Genomic DNA, 26,841 nt, shown 5'->3' on the forward strand with positions numbered 1-26,841 from the left:
ACAGTCCGGGTACGGGTCCGACCATCAGCGCGACGCACCCTTAACATCCCGTGCATGACGGTGCCATCCGAGAGCCTCGACCCGGCCGCTGGATTTTCACCGGCCACGCCGGACGACTGGCGACGGCTCGCGCTCGGCGTCCTGCGCAAGTCGGGCGCCGCCGGCCCGGACACCCCGGCCGAACAGGTGGACGAACTGCTGGCCACCACCACCTACGACGGCATCCGCCTCGCCCCGCTGCACACCCGGCCGGCGGCCCCACCGGACATCGGGGTGCCCGGAACCGCACCGTACGTGCGCGGGGCCCAGGCCCGACGCGACGGCGGCGGCGCGGGCGGCACCGAACCGGCCGAGACGGTGGCCGGCTGGGACGTCCGGCAGCGGTACGCCGACCCCGATCCGAAGGCGGTCCGGGAGGCGGTGCTGACCGACCTCGCCAACGGTGCCACCTCGGTCTGGGTCGACCTGACCGCCGGTGGGCTGCGCGCGACCGACCTGCCGGAGGCGCTCGACGGGGTCCACCTCGACCTGGCCCCAGTGGTGCTCGACGCCGGCGCGGACAGCGTCGCCGCAGCCGAGGCGCTGCTCGCGCTCGCCGACGACCGGGGTGTCGAACGCGGTGCCCTGGCCGGCTGCCTGGGCGCCGACCCGCTCGGCTGGCAGGCCCGCACCGGCCAGCCCGGTGACCTCGCGCAGCTCGGCGTCCTCGCCGGGTACGCCGCCCGGTCACCAGGGCTGCGCGCGGTGACGGTGGACGCCACCGCGTACCACGACGCGGGCGGCAGCGACGCTCAGGAGATCGGCTGCGCCCTGGCTACCGGGCTGGCCTATCTCCGGGCGCTCACCGACGCCGGGCTTGACCTGCCGACCGCCTTCGGGCAGCTGGAGTTCCGCTTCGCCGCCACCACCGACCAGTTCGCCACCATCGCGAAGCTGCGCGCCGCTCGGCAGGCCTGGGCCCGGATCGGGCAGCTCTGCGGGGCGCCCGAGGCGGGTCGGCAGCGGCAGCACGCGGTGACCTCCGCAGCGATGATGACCGCGCGGGACCCGTGGGTGAACATGCTGCGCACCACGGTGGCCTGCTTCGCGGCCGGGGTCGGCGGGGCGGACGCGGTCACCGTGGCACCGTTCGACGCCCGGCTGGGGCTGCCGGACGGCTTCGCCCGGCGGATCGCCCGCAACACCCAGTCGGTGCTGCTCGCCGAGACGCACCTCGGTCAGGTACTGGACCCGGCCGGCGGGTCCTGGTACGTCGAACAGTTCACTTCGGACCTGGCGGCGACCGCCTGGGACTGGTTCACCGAGATCGAGCGGGCCGGCGGTGCCGCCGCCGCGCTGTCCGCCGGGCTGATCGCCGACCGGGTCGACGCCACCTGGCAACGCCGGGCCGACAATCTGGCGCACCGACGGGACCCGGTCACCGGGGTCAGCGAGTTCCCCGACCTGGACGAGCGGCTGCCCGCCCGTACCCCGGCACCCGTACCGCCCGGCGGCGGCCTGCCCCGCCGGTTCCACGCCGGGGCGTTCGAGGCCCGGCGGGACCGGGCCGACGCGTACCTGGCGGCCACCGGCGCCCGGCCGAGCGTCTTCCTGGCCACCCTGGGGCCACTCGCGGCGCACAGCGCCCGCGCCGGGTTCGCCGGCAACCTCTTCGCCGCCGGTGGGATCGCCACCACCCGGGGTGGCGACCCGGCCGACGACCCGGCGGCGATCGCCGCCGCCTTCGCCGCCGACCCGTCCACCGTGGCCTGCATCTGCGGCACCGACGCCAGCTACCCGGCGGCCGCCGGGCCGCTGGCCGCCGCGCTGACCGCCGCCGGGGCCCGACGGGTCTGGCTGGCCGGCCGGCCCGCCGGCCACGACCACGTCGACGGCTACCTGTACACCGGCTGCGACGCGACGGCCGTCCTCGACGCCACGTTCGACGACCTGGAGGTCCCCCGATGATCCCGGACTTCTCGCAGGCCACACTGCTGCCGCCGGACGGTCGGGGCGGCGTCGGCGGGTTGGCCGCGGCATCGGGGGCGCAGCCACCCGGTCCGACCTGGCACACGCCGGAGGGGATCGACGTCGCGCCGCTGTACACCGCAGCGGACACCGCCGACCTGACCTTCCTCGACACGGTGCCCGGCGTCCCGCCGTACCTGCGCGGACCGTACCCGACGATGTACACCACCCAGCCGTGGACGATTCGCCAGTACGCCGGGTTCTCCACCGCCGAGGAGTCCAACGCCTTCTACCGGCGCAACCTGGCCGCCGGGCAGAAGGGCCTGTCCATCGCCTTCGACCTGGCCACCCACCGGGGGTACGACTCCGACCACCCCCGGGTCGCCGGAGACGTCGGGATGGCCGGGGTCGCGGTGGACTCCATCCACGACATGCGGCAGCTGTTCGACGGCATCCCGTTGGACCGGATGAGCGTATCGATGACCATGAACGGCGCGGTGCTGCCGGTCCTGGCGCTGTACATCGTCGCCGCCGAGGAACAGGGCGTACCGCCGGAGAAGCTCACCGGGACCATCCAGAACGACATTCTCAAGGAGTTCATGGTCCGCAACACCTACATCTACCCGCCGGGGCCGTCGATGCGGATCATCTCCGACATCTTCGCCTACACCTCGGCGCGGATGCCCCGGTTCAACTCGATCTCCATCTCCGGCTACCACATCCAGGAGGCCGGAGCGACCGCCGACCTGGAGCTGGCGTACACCCTCGCCGACGGCGTCGAGTACCTGCGGGCCGGGCAGACCGCCGGGCTGGCGGTGGACACCTTCGCGCCCCGGCTGTCGTTCTTCTGGGCGATCGGGATGAACTTCTTCATGGAGGTCGCCAAGTTGCGGGCCGCCCGGCTGCTGTGGGCCCGGCTGGTCCGCGACGCCGGCGCCACCAACCCGAAGTCGTTGAGTCTGCGCACCCACTGCCAGACCTCCGGTTGGTCACTGACCGCGCAGGACGTGTTCACCAACGTGGTCCGCACCTGTGTCGAGGCGATGGCAGCCACCCAGGGGCACACCCAGTCGCTGCACACCAACGCCCTGGACGAGGCGCTGGCGCTGCCGACCGACTTCTCCGCCCGGATCGCCCGCAACACCCAGTTGCTGCTGGCCCAGGAGTCCGGCACCAACCGGGTGATCGACCCGTGGGGCGGCAGCTACTACCTGGAACGGCTCACCCACGACCTCGCCGGGCGGGCCTGGCAGCACATCCAGGAGGTGGAGGCCGCCGGTGGGATGGCCCGGGCGATCGACGAAGGGCTGCCCAAGCTGCGGATCGAAGAGGCCGCCGCCCGTACCCAGGCCCGCATCGACTCCGGCCGGCAACCGGTGATCGGCGTGAACCGGTTCCGGCCGGACGCCGACGAACCGATCGAGGTGCTCAAAGTCGACAACACGGCGGTACGGGCCGCGCAGCTGGACAAGCTGCGGCGACTGCGCGCCGAGCGGGACGGGCCGGCGTGCGACGCGGCGCTGGCGGCGCTGACCCGCGCCGCCGACGCCGGACCCGACGCCGGCGGCGACGGGCTGTCCGGCAACCTGCTCGCGCTGGCGGTCGACGCCGCGCGGGCCGGTGCCACGGTCGGGGAGATCTCCACCGCGCTGGAACGGGTGTACGGCCGGCACGCGGCGCAGATCCGTACCATCAGCGGGGTGTACCGACAGGAGGCGGGCGCGGTGGCCGGGATCGACCGGGCCCGGGCGGCGACCGACGCGTTCGCCGTCGCCGAGGGGCGCCGGCCCCGGATCCTGGTGGCGAAGATGGGCCAGGACGGGCACGACCGGGGGCAGAAGGTGGTCGCCACCGCCTTCGCCGATCTCGGCTTCGACGTCGACGTGGGCCCGCTGTTCCAGACCCCGGCCGAGGTCGCCCGGCAGGCCGTCGAGGCCGACGTGCACCTGGTCGGCGTCAACTCCCTCGCCGCCGGGCATCTGACCCTGGTTCCGGCGCTGCGTGACGAACTGGCCGCCCTCGGCGGGGACGACATCATGGTGATCGTCGGCGGGGTGGTGCCGCCGCAGGACTTCGAGGCGCTGCGCGCCGCCGGTGCGGCGGCGATCTTCCCGCCCGGCACGGTGCTGGCCGACGCCGCGGTGGACCTGCTCGCCGAACTGTCCCGTCGGCTGGGGCACGACACCACCGAGGCCGGATGACCGGCGTACGGCGTGGGCTGGCGCCGGTGGCGGACTACGTCGCCGGGGTGCGGGCGGCGGCACCCGCGTGGCTGGCCCGGGCGATCACCCTGGTCGAGTCGACCCGGCCGGACCACCGGGCACACGCCCAGCAGCTGCTGGTCGCGCTGGCCCCGTACGTCGGGCAGGCCCGGCGGGTCGGGGTGACCGGCGTACCCGGGGTCGGCAAGTCCACCTTCATCGACGCGCTCGGGTCCCGGCTGACCGGCGACGGGCACCGGGTCGCGGTGCTGGCCGTCGACCCGTCGTCGGCCCGTAGCGGCGGCAGCATCCTCGGTGACAAGACCCGGATGGCTCGGCTGGCCGCCGACCCGGCCGCGTTCGTCCGCCCCTCGCCGACCGCCGGCACGCTCGGCGGGGTGGCCCGCGCCACCCGGGAAGCGATGGTGGTGGTGGAGGCCGCCGGCTACGACGTGGTGCTGGTGGAGACCGTCGGGGTCGGACAGTCCGAGACCGCCGTTGCCGAGATGGTCGACACGTTCCTGCTGCTCACCCTGGCCCGCACCGGTGACCAGCTGCAGGGCATCAAGAAGGGTGTGCTGGAGCTCGCCGACGTCGTGGTGGTGAACAAGGCCGACGGCGCGCACGCGGCGGAGGCCCGGTCCGCCGCACGTGAGCTGGCCGGGGCGTTGCGGATGCTGCGCGGCGGGCACGACGACTGGGCCGTCCCGGTGCTCACCGCCAGCGGCCGGGACGCAACCGGGCTGGCCGAGGTGTGGCAGCAGGTGACCGCCCACCAGGACCGGCGGCGGGCCAGCGGTGAGCTGGACCGGCACCGCCGGCAGCAGCAGCTGCGCTGGGTCTGGGCGATGGTGCGCGACGGGTTGCTGGACCAGCTGCGCGGGCATCCGGCGGTGATCGCGCTGACCCCGCAGGCCGAGAAGCGGGTGCTCGCCGGGGAGATCACCCCCGCGCAGGCCGCGGCGCAACTGCTGGCGGCGTTCACCGGCCCGGCCGGCGGCGGCACCGACCGGTCGAGCGGCCAGGGCTGACCGGAAGCTGATCAGCCCGGCTGCGGGCCGGGCAGGATCCGGCGCAGCTGGCCGGGCACCGCCAGGCGGCGACGCCACTCCCGGGGGTAGCCCACCGACACCTCCTCGAAACGCACCCCGTCGTAGACGGTGGTGCGCGGGATGTGCAGGTGGCCGTAGACCATCACCGCCGCCCGGTACCGCAGGTGCCAGTCGGCGGTCCGGTCGGTGCCGCACCACATGGCGAACTCCGGGTAGCGCAGCACGTCCATCGGCGTCCGGACCAGCGGGTAGTGGTTGATCAGGACGGTGGGCAGTTGCGGTCCCACCTCGGCGAGACGCTCCTCGGTCTCCGCCAGCCGTTGCCAGCACCACTGCTCCCGGGTCGGGAACGGGTCCGGGTGCAGCATCGCCTCGTCGGTGCAGACGATGCCGGTGCGGTGCGCGTACGCGAGCCCTTCCGCCTTGGAGCCGGTGCCCGGCGGCAGGAAGCTGTAGTCGTACAGGGTGAACAACGGTGCCACCGCCGCCGGTCCGCCGGCACCCGACCAGATGAGGTACGGGTCCTCCGGGGTCCGTACGTCGAGCGACCGGCAGAGGTCTACCAGGTGCGCGTAGCGCTCCACGCCGCGCAGCTGCACCGGGTCGTGCGCGGTGGTCCACAGTTCGTGGTTGCCCGGCGACCAGATCACCTCGGCGAACCGCTCGCGCAGCGTGGCCAGCGCCCACCGCACGTCGGCGATCGTCTCGGCGACGTCACCGGCGACGATCAGCCAGTCCTGTGGCACCGGTGCCGCCAGGTCGGCGACGATCTGGCGGTTCTCCGGGTACGCGATGTGCAGGTCGCTGATCGCCCACAGCGTCGGCGACGACGCCGTGGCCTCCCCGTCGCCGCCGGTCTGCCGTACCGTCACCGTGTCCGCCCTCCCGTCCGCGTTCCGTGTCCGGTCCACCACCGGTGTCGATCATCCGGTACGCGGCCGCCGAGCGGTAGCCCGCCCGCCGATCGATGTCGGCGGGGGTCAGCGCGGCCCGGGGCCGCCACCCCGACCGGCGACGCCCGCGCTGGCCGCGACCACCACCCGGTTCTCGCCGCGCCGCCGGACGTCGGGCTCCGGCTCGGCGGTCCGGGTCGCCTCGGACCGTTCGGGTGTCTCGTCGCCGGCGGTCCGAGGGTCAGCCCGGCCGACCAGGTGCAGCCGGCCGTCCTCGTCGAATCGGCCCAGGTCCCCGCTGTGGTAGAGCAGCTCACCCGGGATCTCGGGGAACGGGTTGGCGACGTACCCGGCGGCGGCGCGCCACGGCGTGCCGTGCCGGACGGCGCCGACACCGGCCCCACCGATCAGGATCGCGCCGGTGGCACCGGGCGGCAGCAGCCGCAGCCGGTCGTCGGCGACGAGCAGGTGGCAGTTGTCGACCGGCTGGCCGACCGGGATGGCATCGCCGTCGGTCTCACCCACCCGGTGGTAGGCGACAGCGGCCGTCCCGACCGGACCGTACCCGGTGCTGACCTCGACCTTCGGCAGCAGCCGTCGCAGTCGGCGGGCACTGGCCGGCCGCAGCCCCGGACCCGGCACCACGACATGCCGCAGACTGGCGAGGCGCCCGGCGACTGCGGCGTCCCGCTCGATCGCCGCCACCATCGCGTCGAGCATGTCCGGCTCCGTGTCGATCATCGTCACCTGCTCGGCCGCGACAACGGCGACCATGGTGGACAGATCCGGCCGGCCGGTGGCCGAGGGCGGCAGTACCAGCCGCCCACCGGTGGTCAACGGCCAGATGAGGTTGCCGACCGCCGGCCCCGGCCCGGGGCCGCCCGGCAGCACGACCTCACCGCCGGTGGCGGCGAAGAAGCGGGTCATGAAGTGCACCCGGTCGGTCAGGGCGACATGCCGACTGACGGTGCAGTGCGGTACCCCGTCCGCGTCGACGGTGACCAGGGCGTGCACCGGATCGTCGGGCGCCGCGGTCGGGTCCGGGCGCCGGGGCGACGACCGGACCTGACCCGGCCGTACGTCGATCACGCGCACGCCGGACAACGCCGGGGCCCCGGGCGGCGCGGCGGCGAGCACGGGCGTACCGGGCACCGAAGCCAGCACAGACCGTAATCTGGCCGGTGACCAGCGCGGGTCGACGGTGACGTGGACGGCCCCGATCTTGAGCAGTGCGAGACTGGTCACCGGCAGCGCCGGGCCGGCGGCGAGCAGTACCGGCACCGGATCGCCGGGCCGGACGCCGACCTCGGTCAGGGTCGCGGCCAGTCCGTTGGCGGCGTCGTCCAGTTCGCGGTAGGTGAGGCGGCCTCCCGGGCCGCTGACCGCGACCCGCTGGGGATGCCGGTCCACCGCCTGCTCGACCAGCAAGGGCAGCGGACGGAACGGCCGATGGTCCACCCGACGACCGGCGTACCGGTCGAGCAACAGGTCACGCGAGGCACTGCTGATGCCGGCGGTACGCCAGCTGGCCTGACCGGGTTCGTCGACCAGTTCGCGCAGCACCTCCGCGTACAGCTCGGCGACCGCCGGCAGGCAGCGCCGCCACGGGTCCCCGCCGGGGCAGCTGGCGTGGATGGTCAGGTGATTCACGGTGACCCGCCAGTCGATTCGGGCCGTGGGTGGGCCGGGCGGAGCCGCCACCCCGGTGGTCGCCCGCACCAGCAGGGTGTCCCGCCGTTCCGGCAGCAGGTCCACCGGGCGCAGCCGCCGGGACAGCCAGGAGCGGACCGCCGGGCCGGCCAGGTGGCGCAGCTGCTCAGGGGGGTCGACCAGGTCGAGGCCGAGCGTCGTCGTGGTCGACCGGATCGGCACCGGCCGGTCCAACCGGGCGGCGGTCTCCAGCGCGGCGAGCGCTCCGAAGACGACCGCCTGGGCTTCGTCGATCGACGTCCGGGCGCCGGCACAGGACGTGCGGTAGGTCGCCACGGTCGGAGCCACCCGGGTGGACGCCGCCGTCCCGTCGCTGGCCTGGACACGTTCGGATGCCATTCCGCTGTCCTCCCCTGGCGACGGCGCGCCGCCGATCGACCACGAACGCAAAACTCACCGCGATCGGACCATCACCCAGAGAGGTTATGTCAAATAGGCAGAAGTGAAAACATCTAACTTTGCGTGACGACGATTCCCGACAACCGGCACGCCCGCTCCCCTACGCCGCATAGCTCCTATGCGGCACATGCCGGAAAGGTGGTGGGGTGCCGTGCCGACCTTCCGGTACGGCCCGTCACGGCACCCCATCGGCTGACGCGAATACTCCCGCTCGGTGGCTAATGCCGGCTTTCAGTGGGTCGGGAAGTCGTCCGCACTGCGAATCCGTTCCCGAATCCAGACACCTGCCTCCTTGAGCGGGGCGGTACCGGCGTAGGAGCCGCTGCCGCACACCCCGGTCCGGAAGACCGCCCCGGACCGGAAGTCGTCGGAATAGTTCCAGTTCACCCAGCTGATTTTGCGCGATTCCAGCAGATCGATCCACAACTGGGCGTTGACCAGATCGTTGGCCCCGTCGCCGGTGTAGGTCTGGATGCCGAATTCGGTGACGAACATCGGCAGCTGGTCCGCCGCCCGCGACAGCGCCGAGCGGTACGCCTCGTGATGCGAGCCGGCGTAGAAGTGGAAGGTGTACATGATGTTGGTCGCGTTCACCGGATTGGCGATGACCTCGGCCTCGCTGCCGCCTTCCGACACTCCCAGCGACGACCAGGCCCGGGTGCCGACCAGCACGACACCGTCCGGGTCGGCCGCCCTGATCACCGGGATGACCTGCTCGGCGTAGCTCTTGATACCGGCCCAGTCGACCCCGTTCGGCTCATTGGCGATCTCGTAGAGCACGTTCGGCTTGCCGGCGTGCCGCTGGGCGATCTCAGCGAAGAAGGTCTTTGCCCGGTCCAGATTGTAGTTGGGGTCACCCGGGGTCAGCATGTGCCAGTCGACAATAGCGTACATGCCGCGGGCGGTCGCCTCGTCGATCAGTCCGTGCACCCGGTCGGTGAAGCCGCGCGGATCGGTCTCGTAGCCGTCCTCCTGGATGTACATCGAGATCCGCAGGACGTCGGCCCGCCAGTCGGTGGCGAGCGTGTCCAGCGAGGCATCGTCAAGACAGTGGGCGTACCACTGCAGTCCGTGCGTGCTCATGCCGCGCAGCTGGACCGGGTGGCCGTGCTGGTTGCACAGGTTGACCCCGCAGACCCGCAACTGGCCGTTGATCGCGACCGGCGTGGTGCCGGTCGGCGGTGGCGTGGTCGGGGCCACGGTGGTCGGCGGCGGGGTGGTCGGGGCCGGTCCGCCGGCGCAGTCGGCCCCGTTGACCGTACAGTTGCCGGGTGTTCCGCTGCCGACGACGATGAAGCCGAACGTGGTGCTGCCGCCGGCCGCGATGGTGCCGTTCCAACTGGCGTTGTCGAACGTGTACCGGTTACCGACGGCGGCCGACCGCGCGTTCCACGACGAACTGATCCGGCTGCCGGTCGGCAGGTCGAAGCCGACCTGCCAGGAGGTGATGGTGCCGGCCGTGTCGTTGGTGACGGTGAACCGGCCCTCGTAGCCGCTGCCCCAGTCGTTGACCTTCACGAAGGCCGCGGTGGCGGCGCTGGCCGACGGTGCGAGCAGGGCCACCGCCCCGACGACGGCCGCCGCGAGCCCTCCAGCCGCGACGACGAATCTCCAACGGCGCACGACGCCCTCCCTCAGGTCAGCGGGGACAACATATCGACGTGCGACGTTAAACAAGATTGTCAATAAGGTCAACCGTCGAGGTAGGACCACCGGTCCAGCTGTCCCACAGCCGCCGGTAGTCGCCGCCGGCGGCGATCAGCTCGTCGTGCGTACCCGAGGCCACCACCCGGCCGGCGTCGAGCACCACGATCCGGTCGGCCCGCCGGGCCTGGGTGAGCCGGTGCGCGACGATCAGGGTCGTCCGACCGGCGGTCGCGGCGAACGCGGCCCGTTCCAGGTCCCGCGCGCCGGCGCTGCCCGCCTCCGCCGTCGCCTCGTCGAGGATCGCCACGTCCGGATCGGCCAGCACCAACCGGGCCAGAGCGAGCTGCTGCGCCTGGGCGGCGGTCGGCTGGTGACCGCCCTCACCGACCACACTGTCGACGCCGTCGGGCAGCGCCCGGACCCAACCGAGCGCGCCCACCGTGGCCAGCGCATCGGTGATCTCGTCGGTGGTGGCGTCGGCGCGGGCCAGCCGCAGATCCTCGGTCAGCGGACCGGCGAACACGTGCACGTCCTGACTGACCAGCGCGATCCGACCGGCGAGCCCCGGGTGACCGGCACGATCCGGCCCGGCGACCGGCACCCCGCCGAGCCGGACCGTGCCCGCGGTCGGCCGGAGCAGCCCGGCGACCACGCCGGCCAGGGTGCTCTTGCCCGCGCCGCTGACCCCGACCAGCGCCACCCGTTGCCCCGGCTCGACCCGCAGCGTCACGTCGCACAGCACCAACGGGCCGTCGTCGTACCGGTAGCTGACGCCGTCGATCTCGAGCCCGGTGTCGGCCGGCACGACCGGCCCGGTCACGGCCGGTGCCGGGGGCAGATCGGCCACCCCCACCAGGCGCGCCAGGCTGGCCCCGGCCTGCTGGACCTGGTCGAACTCGGCGACCAGCGCGCCGAGCGGATTGAACAGCCGGTGGAAGTACAGCGCAGCGGCCGTGGTAGCCCCGACAGTCACCAGGTCCGCCCGCACCAACAGGAAGCCGACCACCAGCACCGAGGTCAGCCCGACGCACTCGGCCCGGTTGAGCCGGGAGCCGAACCGGGTGAACATCCGCAGCACGGACACCGACAGGTCGCGCGACGCCGCCGAGCGCTGCTCGATCGCGGCGAGGTGGGCCGCCTCCAGCCGGTACGCGCGGACCGTCGCCGCACCGCGCAACGCGCCGATCATCGCCTGGGACCGTTCCCCGGTCACCACCCGTTCCCGCGCGTAGTACGGCCCCGAGCGGGGCAGGTACCAGCGCAACGCGAGCAGGTACATCGGCACCGCGGTCAACCCGGCCAGGCCGAGCCGCCAGTCCAGCGCGAACAGTCCGGCGACGGTGAGCCCGACGGTCAGCAGCGCGGACACCAGCACCGGCGCGGTGTCGGTGATGACCCGGGTCACCACCGACACGTCGTCGCCGACCCGGGCCAGCAGGTCGCCGGTGCCGGTGCGGTCCAGCGTCCGTTCGGGCAGGTGCAGGGCGCGGTCGAGCACCCGTTCGCGCAGCCGGGCCAGCACGGTCTCGCCGGTCCGGGCGACCAGCGCGGCACCGAGACCGGTCAGTACGGCGCCGACGGTGGCCGCGAGCACGATCAGCACCACCGAACGGACCACCTGCCCGGTGCCGGCACCGGCCCGGATGTCGTCGACCATGACCCCGAGCACCCAGGGCGCGACCAGCCCACTGGCACTGGCCGCCAGGACGGTCACCATCGCGGATCCACTCAGCGCGCCGGCTCGGCGCAGCTGCCCACCGAGCACCACCCAGGTACGCCCGCCGGTGGCGGTCGGCAGCCGGTCGCGGGCGCGGCCGGTCATCGCAGCACCGCCGCGCGGTAGGTCGGATCGGTCCGAACGAGATCGTGGTGCGGCGCGGCGCCCACCACCCGACCAGCGGCCAGGACGCAAACCCGGTCGGCCCGGCTGAGCAGCGCCGGGCTGCTGGTCACCACCAGGGTGGCCGGGGCCTCTGCCGGGACGGCCGGGTCCACCGTACGGCCGCCGTGGCGGGCCGCTCGCAGACCGGCCGCCAGCCGTTCCTCGGTGGTCGCGTCGACCGCCGTCGTCGGGTCGTGCAGCACCAGGATCGGCGGGTCGGCGGCCAGCGCCCGGGCCAGCCCGATCCGCTGTCGCTGGCCGCCGGAGAGACTGGCGCCCCGGTCGGTGACCGGATGGTCGAGCCCGGCGGGATGCGCCGCGACGATGTCGTCCGCGCCAGCGGCGCTGATCGCCGCCGGCAACGGATCCGCAGTCTGGTCGGGCCGGACCAGCAGGTTGCTGCGTAGCGTGCCGGCGAACAGCGCCGTGTCGTGCGGTTCGACCAGGACACGTTCCCGCAGGCCGTCGAGGGTCAGCTCAGCGACCGGTACGCCGTCCACCGCCACCGATCCCCGATGGTCGTCGGCGGCGACGGCGCCGCGCAGCAGGTCGAGCAGCGCTTCGGCGTCGCGCGGCTCGTACGCCACCACTGCGAGCAGCTCCCCCGCTGTCAGCCGCAGGTCGACGTCGCGCAGCGAGCGGTAGCTGACCGCGGTCAGTGCCAGGCGCGCCGGCTGCGGCGGGGGTGCCGGACGCTGACCGGGCAGCACGGCGGGCGGTGCGGCGAGCACCCGGGCGACCCGCCCGGCCGAGGCCCGCACGGCGGCGGCGAGCTGGCCGCAGAAGCCGAGGGCACGGACCGGCTCGGCGATGAACTGGGCCAGACCGACCACGGTGATGAACTCACCGACGCCGATCCGGCCCTGGACCGCCATCGCGCCGGCCGCACCGGCGACGCCGGCCAGGAGCAGCCCGCTGGCGCCGGCGGTGATCCCCTGGTAGACGCCGGCCATGGTGGTCGCCCGAAGGGTCACCTGGAGGGTGTGCCGGCTCGACTCGCGGTAGCGCCGGGCCGCGTTGCGCTGCGCGCCGAACCCGCGCAGCGCGCGCAGCCCGTCGACCAGGTCGGTGGCGAGCGCGGTGGTCGCCCCGGCGGCGGCCTGCTGCGCGCCGGTACGCCGGGTGACCACCGGGGCGAGCGCCTGCAGGGCCAGCACCAGCGCCGGCACGCCGAGCAGGACACCGAGGCCGAGCGGCACGTCGATGGTGAGCAGCACCACGGACGAGACCGCCAGCGCCGCTACGGCGGCGACGGCGACCGTAGCCGCCCGGATGATCAAGGCGGTCCGTTCGGTGTCGGCGGCGGCGATGGCGAGCAGTTCGCCGGAGCGCAGCCCGGTGCGGTGCCCGCGCGGGTCGAGTGCCCGCCCGGCGACCTCCACCCGGAGGCGGTGGGTTTCCCGGTGGATCGCGGTCTCGGTCAGCCGGGCACCGAACCGCCAGGCGAAGGTGAGGACGGTGAACAGAGCGGCCAGTCCGGCGACCGAGACCACGAGCGCGGTCCAGTCGCCGGTCGCGACGGCCTGCTCGACGATCAGTCCGATGGCCAGCGGTACCGCCGCTTCGGCCGCCTGGTGCACGCTGAGCAGTACGACGCCGACGGTGAGTCGGCCGCGGTGCCGGCGCAGGGTGCGCCGCAGCAGCCGGGCGGCGGTCAGCGGGGCGGGTCGGGGTACGGGCACGGCAGGTCTCTCTCCGGCGGTGTCGGTGACGGGTCCGGCTCACCGACCGGCTACCGGTGAGCAGAGGCTAACCTAAGCCGCGGCCGGGCTCCATCGTCGATCACCGACGCCGAACATGACGGCCGCCACGTTGGAGGTGACATCCGGTCCACCATGAGATAGGTTCTTCTCAGGTTGAGTTGTTCTTAGATAGAGATTTTCTAGTAGCGAGAAGGATCGCGATGTCGGAGGCCGAGTTCCTCGCCAGCTACGACCCTCGGGCGTTCCCGCCGGTCGCCGTCACCGTCGACGTGGTGGCACTGACCATCCGCGACACGCAGCTGCACGTGCTGCTCGTGCGGCGGGGCGCGCCGCCGTACGAAGGGGCCTGGGCGCTGCCCGGCGGCTTCGTCCAGCCCGACGAGGACCTGCCCACCGCCGCCGCCCGGGAGCTGGCCGAGGAGACCGGGCTGGACGCCCGACCCGGCCGGGCCACCGCGATGGACCGGGTGCACCTGGAGCAGCTGGCCAGCTACGGCGCACCCGAGCGGGACCCGCGGATGCGGATCGTCTCCGTGGCGTACCTCGCCTTCGCACCCGAGCTGCCCGATCCGGCCGCCGGCAGCGACGCCGCCGCTGCGGCCTGGGTGCCGGTGGACGCGCTCGGCCTGCCCGACCAGGCCGACCCGGACCGGCCGGTGCGGCAGCGACCCGGCACCAGCCGGCGACTCGCCTTCGACCACGCCCGGATCGTCGTCGACGGCCTGGACCGGGCCTGCGCCAAGCTCGAGTACACCCCGCTGGCCACCCGGTTCGTCGGCGACGAATTCACCATCAGCGAACTGCGCAGCGTCTACCAGACCGTCTGGGGCGTCGAACTGCACGCCGGCAACTTCCACCGCAAGGTGCTGTCCGTACCCGGGTTCCTGGAAAGCGTCGGCGCCACCACCGAACGCGGCGGCCCACGCGGCGGACCCCGGTCGCGCATCTACCGGGCCGGCGACGCCCGGCTGCTGCACCCGGCGCTGCTACGCCCCGCCCGGGAGGAGGAAGTCCGATGACCGTGACCGAGGCGATCGAACTCGTCCTGACCGCCGACCACCCGGCCGAGGTGTTCGGCACCGACCAGACGACCCGGCGCTACCACCGGCTGGCCCGGCTGCTGCACCCGGACACCGCCGGGGCGGCCGCACCCGACCCGCGCGCCACCGCCGCGTTCATGCAGCTGACCGAGCTGTGGCAGCGGCACCTCGCTGGCGACCGGGACACCGTCACCATCGACACCGGACGGCACCGGTACGTCGTGGACCGCGCCGCCCGCTACACCGGCGACCTCGCCGACCTGTACCGGCACGGCGACGACCAACTGGTGAAGGTGCCCCGGGATCCGGCCAACAACTACCTGATCGCCCGGGAGGCGACCGCGCTGACCCGGCTCGCCGAGCGGGGCGACGCCCGCTACCTGCCGTACGTGCCCCGGGTGGTGGACGAGTTCCGGCACCGCGACACCGGCACCGGCTCCGTCCGACAGGTCACCGTACTGGGCACCGCCGCCGGGCTGCGCAGCCTCGCCGAGGTCCGTCGGGCGTACCCGGACGGGGTCGACGCCCGCGACGCGGCCTGGATGTGGCGGCGGCTGCTGGTCGCGCTCGGCTTCGCCCACCGCGCCGGGCTGGTCCACGGCGCGGTGCTACCCGACCACGTCCTCATCGAGCCCGACCAGCACGGCGTGGTGCTGGTCGACTGGTGCTACGCCAGCATCGACGGCACGCCGGTGCCGGCGCTGGTTCCGGCGTACGCCGACTGGTACCCCGACGAGATCCGCCGACGCCGCAGCCCCGGCCCCGGAACCGACCTCGCGATGGCCGCCCGCTGCCTCGACTGGCTGACCGGCGGTCAGGCGCCGGAGCCGATGCGCCGGTTCACCGACGGCTGCCAGCTGGCCGCGCTGCGGCAACGGCCCGACGACGCGTGGCGGCTGCTCGCCGAGTTCGACGACCTGCTCGAACGGCTCTGGGGCCGCCGCAGGTTCCGGCCATTCACCATCCCCGACCCCAACCACCGTTAAGAATCACCCGCTTCGAAGGAGGCCCGACATGGGCAGTGGAGCCTGGTCGACCGACGTCTACCGCGCAGCCAGCGCCTACCGCAAGGCCACCGGCGCCAGCGCGTTCGCCTACAGCGACGGCGGCGCCCGCACCGTCCACCCGACCCTCGACCCACGCGGCGTCGCCGCCCGGGAGAGCCGCGACTCGACCGAGCACCCGCAGTCGCTGGCCGTCGCCGTCCTGTTCGACGTCACCGGATCGATGGGCGGCGTGCCCCGGACGCTGCAGCAGAAGCTGCCGCAACTGCTCGGCCTGCTGCTGCGCAAGGGCTACGTCACCGACCCGCAGATCCTCTTCGGTGCGATCGGCGACGCGACCTGCGACCGGGTGCCGCTGCAGATCGGCCAGTTCGAGTCGGACAACCGGATGGACGACCACCTGGGCAACATCGTGCTCGAAGGCGGTGGCGGCGGGCAGATGATGGAGTCGTACGAGCTCGCCATGTACTTCATGGCCCGGCACACGTCGATCGACTGCCACGAGCGGCGCGGCAAGCGCGGCTACCTGTTCGTCATCGGCGACGAGATGGCGTACCCCAAGGTCAAGGCCCGCGAGGTCCGGAAGTTCATCGGGGACGACCTGAACGAGGACGTCCCGCTGCGCGCCGTCGTCGACGAGGTCCGTCGCCGGTGGGACACCTACTACCTGATGCCGGCCGGCAGCCACTACGCCGGCAACCGCCGCATCCTCGACTTCTGGCGGGACCTGCTCGGGCAGAACGCGGTCGAACTCGACGACCTGGACGCGGTCTGCGAGACCATCGCCACCACCGTGGCGCTCGGCGAAGAGGCCTGCGACCTCGACGCCGCCCTGGCCGATCTGCGCGACGTCGGTGCCGGCGACGCCGCCGGCACCGTGTCGCGGGCGCTCGCCCGCATCGGCGCCGACCGCACCCCGGCGGTACGCGGCGCCCTGCCGGCCGCCTCGGGCCACGCCGACCAGGTGACCCGGCTGTGAACCCGGTGGCCAGCAGCGTGGCAGGGGACCCGACCGGCCGGCATGTCGCCGTGGTCGACCTCGGCTACGGCGACGCCGGCAAGGGCACCGTCGTCGACTGGCTGTGCGCGAGCGGGCCGGTCGACGCGGTGATCCGGTTCAACGGGGGCGGGCAGGCGGCGCACAACGTCGTCCTGCCCGACGGCCGGACCCACACCTTCGCCCAGTTCGGCGCCGGCACCTTCCACGGCGTACCGACGCACCTGTCCCGGTTCGTTGTCGTCGACCCGCTCGCCCTGGCCGGCGAGGCGACGCACCTGGCCGGGATCGGGGTGCCCGACGTACTGGACCGGGTGACCGTCGACCGGGAGGCGCTGCTGGCCACCCCGTACCACCGGGCCGCGAACCAGGCCCGGGAGATCGCCCGTGGGGCCGACCGGCACGGCTCCTGCGGGATGGGGGTGGGCGAGAGCATGTCGTACGCTCTCGCCCACCCCGACACCGCGCCCCGGGTCGGCGACTGTCTCGACCCGGGGCTGCTGCGGCACCGGCTGACGCTGCTGCGTGACCGGCTCACCACCGAACTGGGGCCGCTGGACGCTCCGCCGGTGGTGGACACCGTCACCGCGTTCACCGCCTTCGCGCAGCGGGTCGCCATCGTCGACCGGTCGTGGACGGCCCGGCTACTGCGCGCCGGAACCGTCGTCTTCGAAGGCGCCCAAGGGGTGCTGCTCGACGAGTGGCACGGGTTCCACCCGTACACCACGTGGAGCACCACGACGTACGGCAACGTCGACACCCTGCTCGCCGAGGCCGGGATGCCGGGTGCGGCGACCCGGCTCGGGGTGCTGCGGGTGGCCACCCCCCGGCACGGGCCCGGCCCGCTGGTCACCGAGGACCCGGCGCTGCGGCCGCCGGAGCGGCACAACGGCACCAACGCTTGGCAGGGCCGGTTCCGGTCCGGCCACTTCGACGCCGTCGCCCACCGGTACGCGCTCGACGTCGCCGGTGGTGTCGACGCCCTCGCGCTGACCCACCTGGACCTGGTCGGCGCGCACCGGCTGCGGCTGTGCGAGGCGTACGACTGGACCGACCGGCTGCCGACCGGCCCGCCCGGTGACCTCGACCGGCAGGCGGCGCTGACCGCCCGGCTGCTGACCAGCCGACCCCGGTACGCCGCCGACCCGGAGCCCGACCCGGACTCCTGGGTGGCGGCGGTCGAGGCGGCGCTCGGCGTACCGGTGCGGCTCACCTCGCACGGCCCGACCGCCGACGACAAGGCCGCGCTGTCGGGTTACCGCAGGTCGACCGAGACGGAGCCGAAGTATGTCACGGCCAACGGGGTGGCGCTGTCGAAATCGGTGCCGCCGTACCAGCGGGTCCCTTCGGGGCACTGACATTCGATCTTGATCTGCTGACCGCCGGTGATGTACTCCTGCACCATCCACTTCCATCTGCCTTGGCCGAAGTCGTCGAAGCCCATCACGTCCCTGGTGACCGCGTTGTAGAAGATCACCCGACCCGGCAGACCCGGCCCTTCGTCGCGGACCACCACCTGCACGAAACCCCGCGTCTGGCTCGTGGGCCAGAACTGGTACGGCTCGACCGGGCCGCCGATCACCGCCGGCACGGTCTCGGCCTGCAGCCGGTTGCCGACCTTCCCGCTCCACTGTGCTGGTTCGCGGTCCAACCGGAACAACACCGGCCACTCGTACGGACCGACCCAGTCGATGTCGAAGGTGCCGTCGGCACCGACCGGCACGGACCACATCTCCTGATGCAGGTCCAGGTCGGGTGCGGCGATGGAGACCAGCCCGGCGTTCTGCCCGGTCCAGTGGTTGACCGCACCGCTGATCGTGGCGCGGGGATCCAGCAGGATCTGATTCACCCGCTTGGTCTCACCGGTGGCGAGGGTGACCCGACGCGCCTCTTGCTGGCGACCGGTGCCGCCGTCCGGACCCACCCACTGGGCACCGTACGGGCTGTCCGGTTTGGGCAGGGCGAACAGGTTGTACTGGCCAGGCCCCGGCACCTCGACGGTCACCCGTCCGCCGCCGCCGCTGCGCGTCGCGCAGGCGTTGGGCAGGCGGAACGTGAGCACCGGCAGAGCCAGCACACAGACGCCCTTGACCGGTTCCCCGGTCATCCGGTCAAAAACCCGGGTGGCGATCGCGGCACCGGTGGCCGGTGTAGCGGTGCCGCCGACGGCAGCCGCCGGCATCGCGGCCACCGCACCGGCCGTCAGTACGGCGACCGCCGCCCCAGCCGCAACACTCCGGGACCACTGGGGGTGACCGGTGCTGCCCGTCACGCCTCCGAACTTCGACGACCAACCCATTCCAACCACCCACCCCATCACTTTCCACAATAGAGATTTAGTCAACGGAACCCGTCCGCATCAGGGGTCACAGAGATCCAGCAGGAGCAACTCGGTGTGGCCGACCTTGATCGGTATGGCATTAGCGAAATCCGTGCCGCCGTACCAGAGTTCACCGCGAGCACAGTGACACTGCATCTTTACCTGCTGACCACCGCTGACTCGCAGACGTCCGACTATGTCCTGGCCGCTGATCGTCACCGTTCCCACATGCTCGCCAGTGCCCGCGTTGTAAATGATCAGCTGCCGATCAGCAGCGACCGACCCGGAGTGGATTCTGACCTGGAATCGTGCACCGTGTCGCAGGAAATGAATGACAGGGGCCGGGTCGCCGACCATTGCGGGAACGGGGTCGGCCCGGACGCGAGTGGCCGAATCACCACTCCACTGGAAGGCGAAGTTGTCGCCCCAGAAGAGCAACGGCCAGCCGTACGGACCCACCCAGTCGATCGTGAAGCTGCCGTCATCGCCGACGGGTGCCTGACGCTCGGCAGTACGGGCACCGGGTGCCGGCGCGGCGATCGCCACCGCAGCAGCATCGACTGGTACGCCGGACCGGAGCACGAGCCGCCCGCGGAGCGTGGCTCGAAGATCCAACAGCACATGAGGGGCAGACTTGGTCTCACCAGCCTCCAGTGTCAGTTGACGGGCATCCCTTTGCACGCCGGTGCCGCCGTCCGGACCCACCCACTGGGCACCGTACGGACTGTCCAGCTTCGGCAGGGCGAACAGGTTGTACTGGCCAGGCCCCGGCACCTCGACGGTCACCCGTCCGCCGCCGCCGCTGCGCGTCGCGCAGGCGTCGGGCAGGCGGAACGTGAGCACCGGCAAGGCCAGCACACACACGCCCTTGACCGGCTCGCCGGTGGCCCGGTCGAACACCCGGGTGGTGATGGCGGCACCAACGTCGCTCTCCGAGGCTGGCACCGCCGCTGCGCCGCTGGTCATCACCACTGCCAGCGCTACACCGGCCGCAGCCGACAACAGCCACCGAGGGCGGCCGGAGCGGCCGCCCGACTGGGCATCCGGAAACCACTGGCTACTGCCCGTCACTGCCCACCTGCCAATCCTTGCTGGACGTGGAGTAATCAAGTTCCTACCACGCGCATGGATGATCGTCGGGGACGTTGGGGGCCCGGACAGCCGGCGTGTCGACGAGTGTCCGTCATCCAGGTGTCGCCGACCGGCGCGTGGGTATGTCCGGAGAGGTCCGACCCTTCGCTCGAACACGACCCAGGGAAACTCACCGTGCCGACCACCTTCCGTCTGCGTCAACAGCCCACCCCCGCTCCGTCCGGCCGTGGCCAGCTCCGGTGGTACGGGCCCGGCCTGCTGTGGATGGTGTCGTCGGTGGGTTCCGGCTCGGTGCTGTTCACCCCCAGGATCGGCGCGCGGTACGGGTACGAACTGCTGTGGCTGGCGCTGGTCGTGACCGCGCTCATGTGGATCATGATCCGGGAGGCCGGCCGGTACAGCGTGGCCACCGGCAATACCCTGCTCGACGGCTTCCGCGACGTACCGGGGCCAGCCAACTGGGCGATCTGGGTGATCTTCGTACCGCAGGTCGTCGCCGGGGTGGTCACCATCGCCGGCATCGCCGCCCTGGTCGGCAGCGCGCTCATGGTGGCGCTGCCCGGCGGACAGGCGGTCTACGCCAGCGCCGTCATCCTCGGCTCCGGGACACTGGTACTGGCCGGCCGCTACCGGGGCGTGGAACGGATCACCGCGGTGATGGCCCTGGTGCTGGTCGGCGCGGCCATCACCGCGGCGGCCAGCACGGTCAGCGGCGACATCACGACGGGCCTGGTGCCGGGCGTGCCAGACGACCTCGACCTGTACTTCGTGCTGCCCTGGGTCGGATTCATCCTGGCCGGCGCCGTCGGCATCATGTGGTTCTCCTACTGGGTGGCGGCGCGTGGCTTCGGCGGGCCGACGGGCCCGTCCTCGTCGACGGATCAGACTGATGCCGGGGCCCGCGACGATGTGCCTTCGGACGGGCAGGTCGGCGGCGACGAGCGGATCGAGCGGGTACGCGGCTGGACCCGGACGATGAGCCGGACCGCCGCGCTCGGCGTCGCTGGCGGTGGACTGGTCATCGTCTCCTTCCTGGTGCTGGGCGCCGAACTGCTCGCCCCGCAGGGGCGGGTACCCGACGGGATCGACGTCGCCCGCGACCTGACCGCGCTGCTCGGCGACCTGTGGGGCACCTTCGGTGAGGTGCTGCTGCTGACCTGTGTGGTGGTCGCGCTCTGGGGCACCATCTTCGCCAACCAGGACGGCTGGGCGCGCACCTACGCCGACGCCACCCGACTGATCACCGCCGGCCGATCCGACGACGAGCCGGCTGATGACGGGGAACAGGCTGGCAGGCTGGCCCGACTGATCCGCCACCCACGGGCGGTCTACCTGACGTACGTCGCGGTCGCCATGACCCTCGCCCCGCTGGTGCTGTTCCTGCTGGTCCGCAACCCGGTCGAGATCCTGTCGGTCGGCGGGATCATCGCCGCCGCGCACACCCCGGTCGTGGTCGGCCTCACCCTGTACGTCAACCGCCGGCTCCCCGCAACGGTACGGCCGTCACGGACCAGTCAGGCGGCACTCGGCACCGCCGGGCTGTTCTTCGGTGCCTTCGCCGTCGTCTACCTGCTGAGCCTGGCCGGGGTCCGGATGGCATGACCCGACCCTCCGACGGGGTTGGCTGACGACACCACGGGCACTTACCCTGCCGCGAGCGACGGAACGCGCATCGACCGTGCGGACGGTCTCCGCCCAACAGACCACCGCACTGTCACCTTCAGTCTGCAAACCGTTACATGCGGCTCATGCTTCACGTAGGTACGTACGGCGCCGAGTCCTGCCAGTGCGGCGACGATCCCGCCGATCGCGGTCACCGCAGCGGAGCGCCCTGAGCCACCTGCCGCGAGCATGATCACGACGATCGGCGCGACGCCAGACAGGCCCACGCCAAGTGTCCGATTGACGACAGCAACCCGGCGATGGCCGGACCGACATTGACGTAATTTGTCCACTGTCTCCGGCTTCTCACCCGTCGTCCGGCGCCATCACCGCCGCCCTTTTAGGACGCCAGAGACCAGGCCGCGCCGACACGGGTCGTACCGGATACGCAAGCGCTTTGCGCGCCCTGGCACGCCCGTTGCACAGTGGAGGCAATACCGAGCGAGACCATGGCGGGAGACTGCGATGAGCGGCGACCGCCGGTGGGCCGGCCTTCCCGAGACCCGTCGGGCGGCGGCAGCCGGCGACCACGGCAGCCTGATCCGACTGGCCCGCACGGCCGCCCGGCTGACCCTCGCGGAGGCCGGACGACGCTGCGGCTACTCGGCGGCGAGCCTGTCGCGGATCGAACGCGGCCGGCAGCGGTTGACCGACGTGACCGCCCTGCGCCGGCTCGCCGACGTGTTCGACATTCCGCCGGAGCTGTTCGGGTTGGCCAGCATCGGCCAGCCACCACGGGTCCACGTCGATCGTTAGGCTTCGCGGTAGCCGATCCTGGCCTGAGACGGGAGAGGACGTGATCCGACGGCGCGCGGTACTGGGCGGACTGGCAGGGCTCGCCGGTGCTGCCTTCTCAACAGGCCCGGGCGCTGCCGGCCACGCCACCGCCCGCCCACCGGGGCTGACCACTGAGCTGTCGGGCCTGCTCATCGGTTCAGCTCCGAGTTCCGGCCCACCGGTTCGCCCGGTCGAGCTGCGCGCCACGCTCGCCGCCGCGTCGGCCGACCTTCAGGCGTGCCGGTACGCCCGACTCGCCACCCGTTTGCCACAGCTGGTCGCCGGCGCGGCGGCGGTCGCTGCGAACACCGACGACGACCAGCGGTGCGCCGGCGCGGCCCTGGCGACCCGGGCGTACCACCTCATCGCCCAGGTATTGATCAAGCTGCACGAGGACGGCATGTCCTGGTCGATCATCGACCGGGCTGGTCAGACCGCGCAGGCCTGCGGGGACCCGCTGCTGCAGGCCGGACACGCCCGGATCGCCGCGATCGTGCTCCGTCGGACCCGGCACCGCGACACCGCGCAGAGTGTCGTGCTCGCCGGCGCGACGACGCTCGACACCGCGACCGGGCTGCGGCGGCCAGACGACGTCACCGCGTACGGGCGGCTGCTCGCCACCGCCGCTTACACGGCCGCGCTGGCCGGCCAGCGGGCCACCGCGCTGGATTTGCTCGCCGAGGCGGACGAGGCCGCCCGGCGAGCGGACATGAAGTCCGCCTTCGGCAGCGTCGACATCGCGCTGTACCGCATCGGTGTCGCCCGCGCGTTGGGCGACTTCGGCGCGGCGGTCGAATACGCCCGCGCCATCACCCCGCACCAGTTAGGCAACGTGGAGCGTCGGGCCCGCTACTGGCAGGACACCGCGCTGGCGTTGCATGGCCGAGGCGCGAACGCTGAGGCATACCGGGCACTGCTGGCCGCTGAACAGACCGCACCACAGGAAGTTCGCTACCGACCGTGGGCCCAACAGTTGACCGTCGACCTGCTGACGAGCGACCGCCACCGGTCTCTCCCTGACCTGCGCACCTTCGCCGCCCGCATCGGTGTCGACGTCTGACACGGCGCATTGCCGCAGCTACGGTTCGATGGTGAGTCGGATTATAGCGGCACCATCGAGGTCGAACCGGTAGTGCAGATCCGCTGATCCGCCCGGAAAATTCCCTTCCAGATGCTGCACCACGTCGACGTGGGCATCACCGGTGCGGTGCGCACCGACAAATCTCGTGGTGTAGGCGTACTCGCTGCCCCCGTTGATCAGCCATGCCCTGATCTCGTCCAGACCTCGGTAGGTCCGTCCTTCGTCTGTCACCTCAGCGTCCGCAGCGAACGCGCTGATGGCGGTCTCGGCGTCCCGGGCTTGATGGGCGGGGAGGTACGCCACGATGGCGGTCGGTAACTCGTCCCAGGTGACAGCGGTTCGTTGGTTGGGCTCCATGTTCATGCACCAACGATCGGGCCTCCCCCAGGGAGAGGGTCAAGTGGGCTGACGTGGCCTCGGTCCGGCCGTCCCACGACTTGGCAACCTCATCCAGGTCGTAGGACGGCCGGGGTAGGGCACCCCGGTGAGCCGGCAGGTCCAGTTCCCGACTCTGGACTTCAGCCCGGGGTCAGCCGGAAGACCGGCCAGCCGATCTCGGTCCGCCATCGCCGGGCGTCCCCGGTATCGCGGGGGCCAGCCAGGTATGTCTCGTGAACGGGCCCATCCACACTCAGCGCATGCGAAGCCACCCAGTTGCCCAGACGACCGTAGGTAACGTCGATGTCATCATGTGGGCCCGGGTGGACCGCCACGGCCAGATCGGCCGCCGGGAGGTCAAGGACCTCGATCCGGCCATCGCGACGCGGGCTGCGCACCGATCGGAAGACGGTCATGGCACCGGCCCCGCTGGTGAACAGTTCGTTGGCGTACCGGCCACCGGGCGGCCCGGTGCGTTCCGCCGGCGGGAAGGCCACGTCCAGCTCGTCCATGGCCTGGCTGAACCAGGCGACGGAATCCTCGACCCGGACCTGCGCACTGATGGCGGCCACGGTCCGGGCGGGAACGGAACGCAGTTCGACGGCGAGTGCCGCAGCGTCGGGTCGCAGCAGTTGACGTAGCGACACCACGGCTGCCCGCGTGCGGTCGAGCGCGGCCTCGAGCCGGTTCAGGTGACCCGCTATGAGCTCGGCGCGGTGGTGCGGATCGTCGGTCGCGATGATCGACTTGATCTCGGTCAACGGCACGTCGAGCTCACGGAGCCGATGGATGACCTGCGCCGTCGCGATCTGGTCGGGCAGGTAGTACCGATAGTTCGTGTCCGGGTCCACGTTCGCCGGCACGAGCAACCCGGACTCGTGATAGCGCCGCAGGGTCCGCACGCTGAGGTGCGTCACCGTGGCGAACTCACCGATGGTCAGACCCGTACGCATCGTCCCAGTGTCCATCCCCGCGCCGCTGCCCACCCTGACTCCGCAGGACCGGCATGGCGGGCACCACAAACCAGTGCCGGCACCGCGCCGACCACCGCCGGCTTCCCTCACGGGTACGGGTCGGTCCCGTTGACGGCGCGCGGGGCTTCCCGCACCCCGTGGTGGGTCAACGACCGCTTGTAGACGGCGATCGCCACCATCCGGCCGTCGCGTCCACCGCCGACGATCGTGGCGAGGATGCCGATCACCGGCGACTCGTCGCTGTCGTGGCCGTACCGGATGTCGGAGACCCGCACCCGCATCGAGCAGTCGCCGTACACCCAGTCGGCTTTGCCCAGGTGCAGCGTCTCACCGACCCGCAGCGGCTGGTCAGACATCCGTCGTCCTTCCCGTGCGGGTAGCCGTCCGGCATCAGCCCGGACAGCTGCAGCACCGCCCGCACCCGGCGGGCCTTGCCCGGGTCCCACCGGTCGAGGATGACCAGCGACCGCAGCATCGGCCGGCACGGCGCGGCGACGTCACAGGTGCGGCATTCGCCGAGCCGCGCCGACGGCAGATGCTCGGCGATGTCGAGCCGCGCCTGGCGCACCGCCTGCGCCACGACGGTGTCACCGGGGTCAAGCACGGCGTCGATCGCACTGGCCGGGGCGGGGTCGACCTCGCGGGCGGCGATCAGCCGGCGCGTCCCGCCGATCCCGTCATTCCTGTGCACCACCAGGATCCTCCTTGGATAGCCGATCGGTTGCGACATCCCACCCCGGACTCCGATTCGCAGTTGGCGGAACCCGACCGGTGAACCCGTGCACGCCGGGAGTCCCATGACGCGAACCTCGACCACCACGAGGGAAGCTGAGGGATGCGAAAGCCTTGCAGCGGCGAGAGTTGATCTGATAGAAGCCTGAAGATCAATTCCTCAGCCTGATCTGGCAGTTATCCACAGGACCGAGATCCATGCTGGACGCCTCTGCATTCGTCAAGGAAGATGATTGGCGACTTCACGCAACGGGGACGCCTTTCGGCGATGCCTCCGCCGCGTGGGCACGAGGGAATCCGAGGGATGCGAGGGGCTTGTGAGCGGCAGCGAGTATCTGATATCGGAGCTACGGCGGGTGCGCGAGTCGATGGGCCTCACCCAGGAGTCCTGGGGTGAGCGCGTCCACTTCTCGGCAAAGCACGTCGGCTCGATCGAGCGCGGCGAACGCCCCGCCCTGCCCAACTACCTGGGCATGGTCGACAAGGTGTTCGGCACCGCCTTCATGAAGTTCTACCGCGAGTTCGTCATCGGCGAACACGCCCCCGTGTGGTTACGGCCGTTCATCGAACACGAGCAGCAGGCCAGCTTGCTCCGTGTCTTCCAACCACTCGCAGTCCCTGGCCTACTGCAAACCGAGGCGTACGCGAGAACCATCATCACCGCCTACGGCGCAAGGGAGGAAGACTTGGAAGCCGCGCTCGGCACGCGACTCACCCGGCAGGAGATTCTGCGCCGCAAACCCGACCCCTGCCAGCTCGTTGCGGTGATGGACGAGTGGATGCTTCATCGGGAGATCGGCGGGCCGGAGGTCATGCGGGAACAGCTACTCGCGATCGTCGCCGCAAGCGAGTTGCCCAGCATCCGGGTGCACATCGTTCCGACCAGCGCGGGTGCCTACCTCGGGATGGATGGCCCGTTCACGCTCGCGACAGTCGAGGGCAGAACAGTCGGCTACCTTGAAGGCCACCTCAAGGGTCGCGTCGTGGAGGGCTCTGAGGACACCGCCGACCTCGAACGGACCTGGGAGGCCGTGCGGGAGTACGCTCTGCCGGGGAATCAGAGCCGCGACGTGATCGTGAGGATGGCGGAGAAGTGGACATGACCGGCGCATGCTGGCACAAGAGCACGCACAGCGACACGAGCGGCTGTGTCGAGGTGGCCGAGAATATTCCTGGTCGGGTGTTCGTCCGGGACACCAAGGACCGCGATGGCGGCACCCTCGACTTCGCCCCGGCTGCCTGGCGGTCGTTCATCGCCAACATCACCGTCACCCGCTGATCACCGGCCAGCCGGAAGCTGACCGGCCCGGCTGCCACGCACCGCAGCCTCGGTCCGGTCCGCGATGAGGA

Annotated in this window: 23 protein-coding genes; 13 read left to right on the plus strand and 10 right to left on the minus strand. The window is 72.1% G+C overall.

The features are described from left to right. The first annotated feature begins 54 nt into the window (after window positions 1–54). The 3 genes from ACFHWT_RS19730 to meaB are packed head-to-tail and all read left to right on the plus strand — an operon-like array spanning window position 55 to window position 5,179. A complete protein-coding gene (locus ACFHWT_RS19730; RefSeq protein WP_416596143.1) occupies window positions 55–1,947 on the plus strand; it encodes a methylmalonyl-CoA mutase subunit beta in 1,893 nt (630 codons plus the stop codon). Then, on the plus strand, window positions 1,944–4,148 hold the full coding sequence (gene scpA / locus ACFHWT_RS19735; protein WP_416596144.1) for a methylmalonyl-CoA mutase: 2,205 nt from the start codon (window positions 1,944–1,946) through the stop codon (window positions 4,146–4,148). Before ACFHWT_RS19730 ends, scpA begins: the two co-directional genes overlap by 4 nt. Then, window positions 4,145–5,179, plus strand: coding sequence for a methylmalonyl Co-A mutase-associated GTPase MeaB (gene meaB / locus ACFHWT_RS19740; protein ID WP_416596145.1), 1,035 nt, complete (start codon window positions 4,145–4,147; stop codon window positions 5,177–5,179). Before scpA ends, meaB begins: the two co-directional genes overlap by 4 nt. An 11-nt stretch (window positions 5,180–5,190) precedes the next feature. Here meaB and ACFHWT_RS19745 read toward each other — a convergent pair whose 3' ends face one another. From ACFHWT_RS19745 to ACFHWT_RS19765, 5 genes are all read right to left on the minus strand, one after another. Further along, window positions 5,191–6,072: a metallophosphoesterase family protein gene (locus tag ACFHWT_RS19745; RefSeq protein ID WP_416596146.1), complete on the minus strand. Its 882-nt coding sequence runs from the start codon at window positions 6,070–6,072 to the stop codon at window positions 5,191–5,193. Window positions 6,073–6,180: 108 nt separating this feature from the next. After that, window positions 6,181–8,142, minus strand: a complete 1,962-nt coding sequence (locus tag ACFHWT_RS19750; RefSeq protein ID WP_416596147.1) for an AMP-binding protein — start codon at window positions 8,140–8,142, stop codon at window positions 6,181–6,183. Between the two features lie 291 nt (window positions 8,143–8,433). Beyond that, complete coding sequence (locus tag ACFHWT_RS19755) at window positions 8,434–9,825, minus strand: cellulase family glycosylhydrolase (RefSeq protein ID WP_416596148.1); 1,392 nt, start codon at window positions 9,823–9,825, stop codon at window positions 8,434–8,436. Between the two features lie 46 nt (window positions 9,826–9,871). Beyond that, on the minus strand, window positions 9,872–11,671 hold the full coding sequence (locus ACFHWT_RS19760) for an ABC transporter ATP-binding protein (protein WP_416596150.1): 1,800 nt from the start codon (window positions 11,669–11,671) through the stop codon (window positions 9,872–9,874). Beyond that, a complete protein-coding gene (locus tag ACFHWT_RS19765) occupies window positions 11,668–13,413 on the minus strand; it encodes an ABC transporter transmembrane domain-containing protein (protein WP_416596151.1) in 1,746 nt (581 codons plus the stop codon). Before ACFHWT_RS19765 ends, ACFHWT_RS19760 begins: the two co-directional genes overlap by 4 nt. A 221-nt stretch (window positions 13,414–13,634) precedes the next feature. On the opposite strand from ACFHWT_RS19765, the gene ACFHWT_RS19770 reads away from it, so the two are divergent. From ACFHWT_RS19770 to ACFHWT_RS19785, 4 genes are read left to right on the plus strand one after another with little or no spacing between them, the layout of a single operon-like run. Continuing rightward, window positions 13,635–14,453, plus strand: a complete 819-nt coding sequence (locus ACFHWT_RS19770; protein ID WP_416596152.1) for an NUDIX hydrolase — start codon at window positions 13,635–13,637, stop codon at window positions 14,451–14,453. Beyond that, window positions 14,450–15,460: a serine/threonine protein kinase gene (locus tag ACFHWT_RS19775; RefSeq protein ID WP_416596153.1), complete on the plus strand. Its 1,011-nt coding sequence runs from the start codon at window positions 14,450–14,452 to the stop codon at window positions 15,458–15,460. Before ACFHWT_RS19770 ends, ACFHWT_RS19775 begins: the two co-directional genes overlap by 4 nt. Before the next feature lie 28 nt (window positions 15,461–15,488). After that, complete coding sequence (locus tag ACFHWT_RS19780; RefSeq protein ID WP_416596154.1) at window positions 15,489–16,457, plus strand: hypothetical protein; 969 nt, start codon at window positions 15,489–15,491, stop codon at window positions 16,455–16,457. A 17-nt stretch (window positions 16,458–16,474) separates the two neighbouring features. Further along, on the plus strand, window positions 16,475–17,833 hold the full coding sequence (locus ACFHWT_RS19785) for an adenylosuccinate synthetase (protein WP_416596155.1): 1,359 nt from the start codon (window positions 16,475–16,477) through the stop codon (window positions 17,831–17,833). On the opposite strand, the gene ACFHWT_RS19790 is transcribed toward ACFHWT_RS19785, so the two are convergent. Both ACFHWT_RS19790 and ACFHWT_RS19795 read right to left on the minus strand, forming a co-directional pair. Further along, entirely contained in the window at window positions 17,731–18,747 is a 1,017-nt protein-coding gene (locus ACFHWT_RS19790; protein ID WP_416596156.1) for a hypothetical protein, read from the minus strand. The two genes, ACFHWT_RS19785 and ACFHWT_RS19790, sit on opposite strands and share 103 nt — an antisense overlap. An 87-nt stretch (window positions 18,748–18,834) precedes the next feature. Then, a complete protein-coding gene (locus ACFHWT_RS19795; protein WP_416596157.1) occupies window positions 18,835–19,866 on the minus strand; it encodes a hypothetical protein in 1,032 nt (343 codons plus the stop codon). Between the two features lie 195 nt (window positions 19,867–20,061). Here ACFHWT_RS19795 and ACFHWT_RS19800 point away from each other — a divergent pair, with 195 nt between their 5' ends. From ACFHWT_RS19800 to ACFHWT_RS19810, 3 genes are all read left to right on the plus strand, one after another. After that, a complete protein-coding gene (locus ACFHWT_RS19800) occupies window positions 20,062–21,489 on the plus strand; it encodes an Nramp family divalent metal transporter (RefSeq protein WP_416596159.1) in 1,428 nt (475 codons plus the stop codon). Window positions 21,490–22,014: 525 nt separating this feature from the next. Next, window positions 22,015–22,305 carry a helix-turn-helix domain-containing protein gene (locus ACFHWT_RS19805; RefSeq protein ID WP_416596160.1) on the plus strand — a complete coding sequence of 97 codons (291 nt, stop codon included), beginning with the start codon at window positions 22,015–22,017 and terminating at the stop codon, window positions 22,303–22,305. Window positions 22,306–22,345: 40 nt separating this feature from the next. Then, the gene (locus ACFHWT_RS19810; RefSeq protein ID WP_416596161.1) at window positions 22,346–23,386 is read left to right on the plus strand and encodes a hypothetical protein; all 1,041 of its coding nucleotides are present in this window, start codon (window positions 22,346–22,348) and stop codon (window positions 23,384–23,386) included. A gap of 18 nt (window positions 23,387–23,404) precedes the next feature. On the opposite strand, the gene ACFHWT_RS19815 is transcribed toward ACFHWT_RS19810, so the two are convergent. The 3 genes from ACFHWT_RS19815 to ACFHWT_RS19825 form a co-directional block, all read right to left on the minus strand. Beyond that, the gene (locus ACFHWT_RS19815) at window positions 23,405–23,770 is read right to left on the minus strand and encodes a nuclear transport factor 2 family protein (protein WP_416596162.1); all 366 of its coding nucleotides are present in this window, start codon (window positions 23,768–23,770) and stop codon (window positions 23,405–23,407) included. 155 nt (window positions 23,771–23,925) lie between these two features. Continuing rightward, complete coding sequence (locus ACFHWT_RS19820; protein WP_416596163.1) at window positions 23,926–24,738, minus strand: MerR family transcriptional regulator; 813 nt, start codon at window positions 24,736–24,738, stop codon at window positions 23,926–23,928. A gap of 107 nt (window positions 24,739–24,845) precedes the next feature. Next, window positions 24,846–25,115, minus strand: a complete 270-nt coding sequence (locus ACFHWT_RS19825) for a hypothetical protein (protein WP_416596164.1) — start codon at window positions 25,113–25,115, stop codon at window positions 24,846–24,848. A gap of 14 nt (window positions 25,116–25,129) precedes the next feature. On the opposite strand from ACFHWT_RS19825, the gene ACFHWT_RS19830 reads away from it, so the two are divergent. The 3 genes from ACFHWT_RS19830 to ACFHWT_RS19840 all read left to right on the plus strand — a co-directional run bounded on the left by ACFHWT_RS19830 (window position 25,130) and on the right by ACFHWT_RS19840 (window position 26,770). After that, window positions 25,130–25,534, plus strand: a complete 405-nt coding sequence (locus ACFHWT_RS19830; protein WP_416596165.1) for a hypothetical protein — start codon at window positions 25,130–25,132, stop codon at window positions 25,532–25,534. Between the two features lie 274 nt (window positions 25,535–25,808). After that, on the plus strand, window positions 25,809–26,594 hold the full coding sequence (locus tag ACFHWT_RS19835) for a helix-turn-helix domain-containing protein (protein WP_416596166.1): 786 nt from the start codon (window positions 25,809–25,811) through the stop codon (window positions 26,592–26,594). Continuing rightward, complete coding sequence (locus ACFHWT_RS19840) at window positions 26,591–26,770, plus strand: DUF397 domain-containing protein (RefSeq protein WP_416596167.1); 180 nt, start codon at window positions 26,591–26,593, stop codon at window positions 26,768–26,770. The genes ACFHWT_RS19835 and ACFHWT_RS19840 overlap by 4 nt, the downstream gene beginning before the upstream one ends. Window positions 26,771–26,841 lie beyond the last annotated feature (71 nt).

The sequence above is a fragment of the Micromonospora sp. LOL_021 genome, assembly GCF_048060215.1.
Taxonomy (GTDB): domain Bacteria; phylum Actinomycetota; class Actinomycetes; order Mycobacteriales; family Micromonosporaceae; genus Micromonospora_E.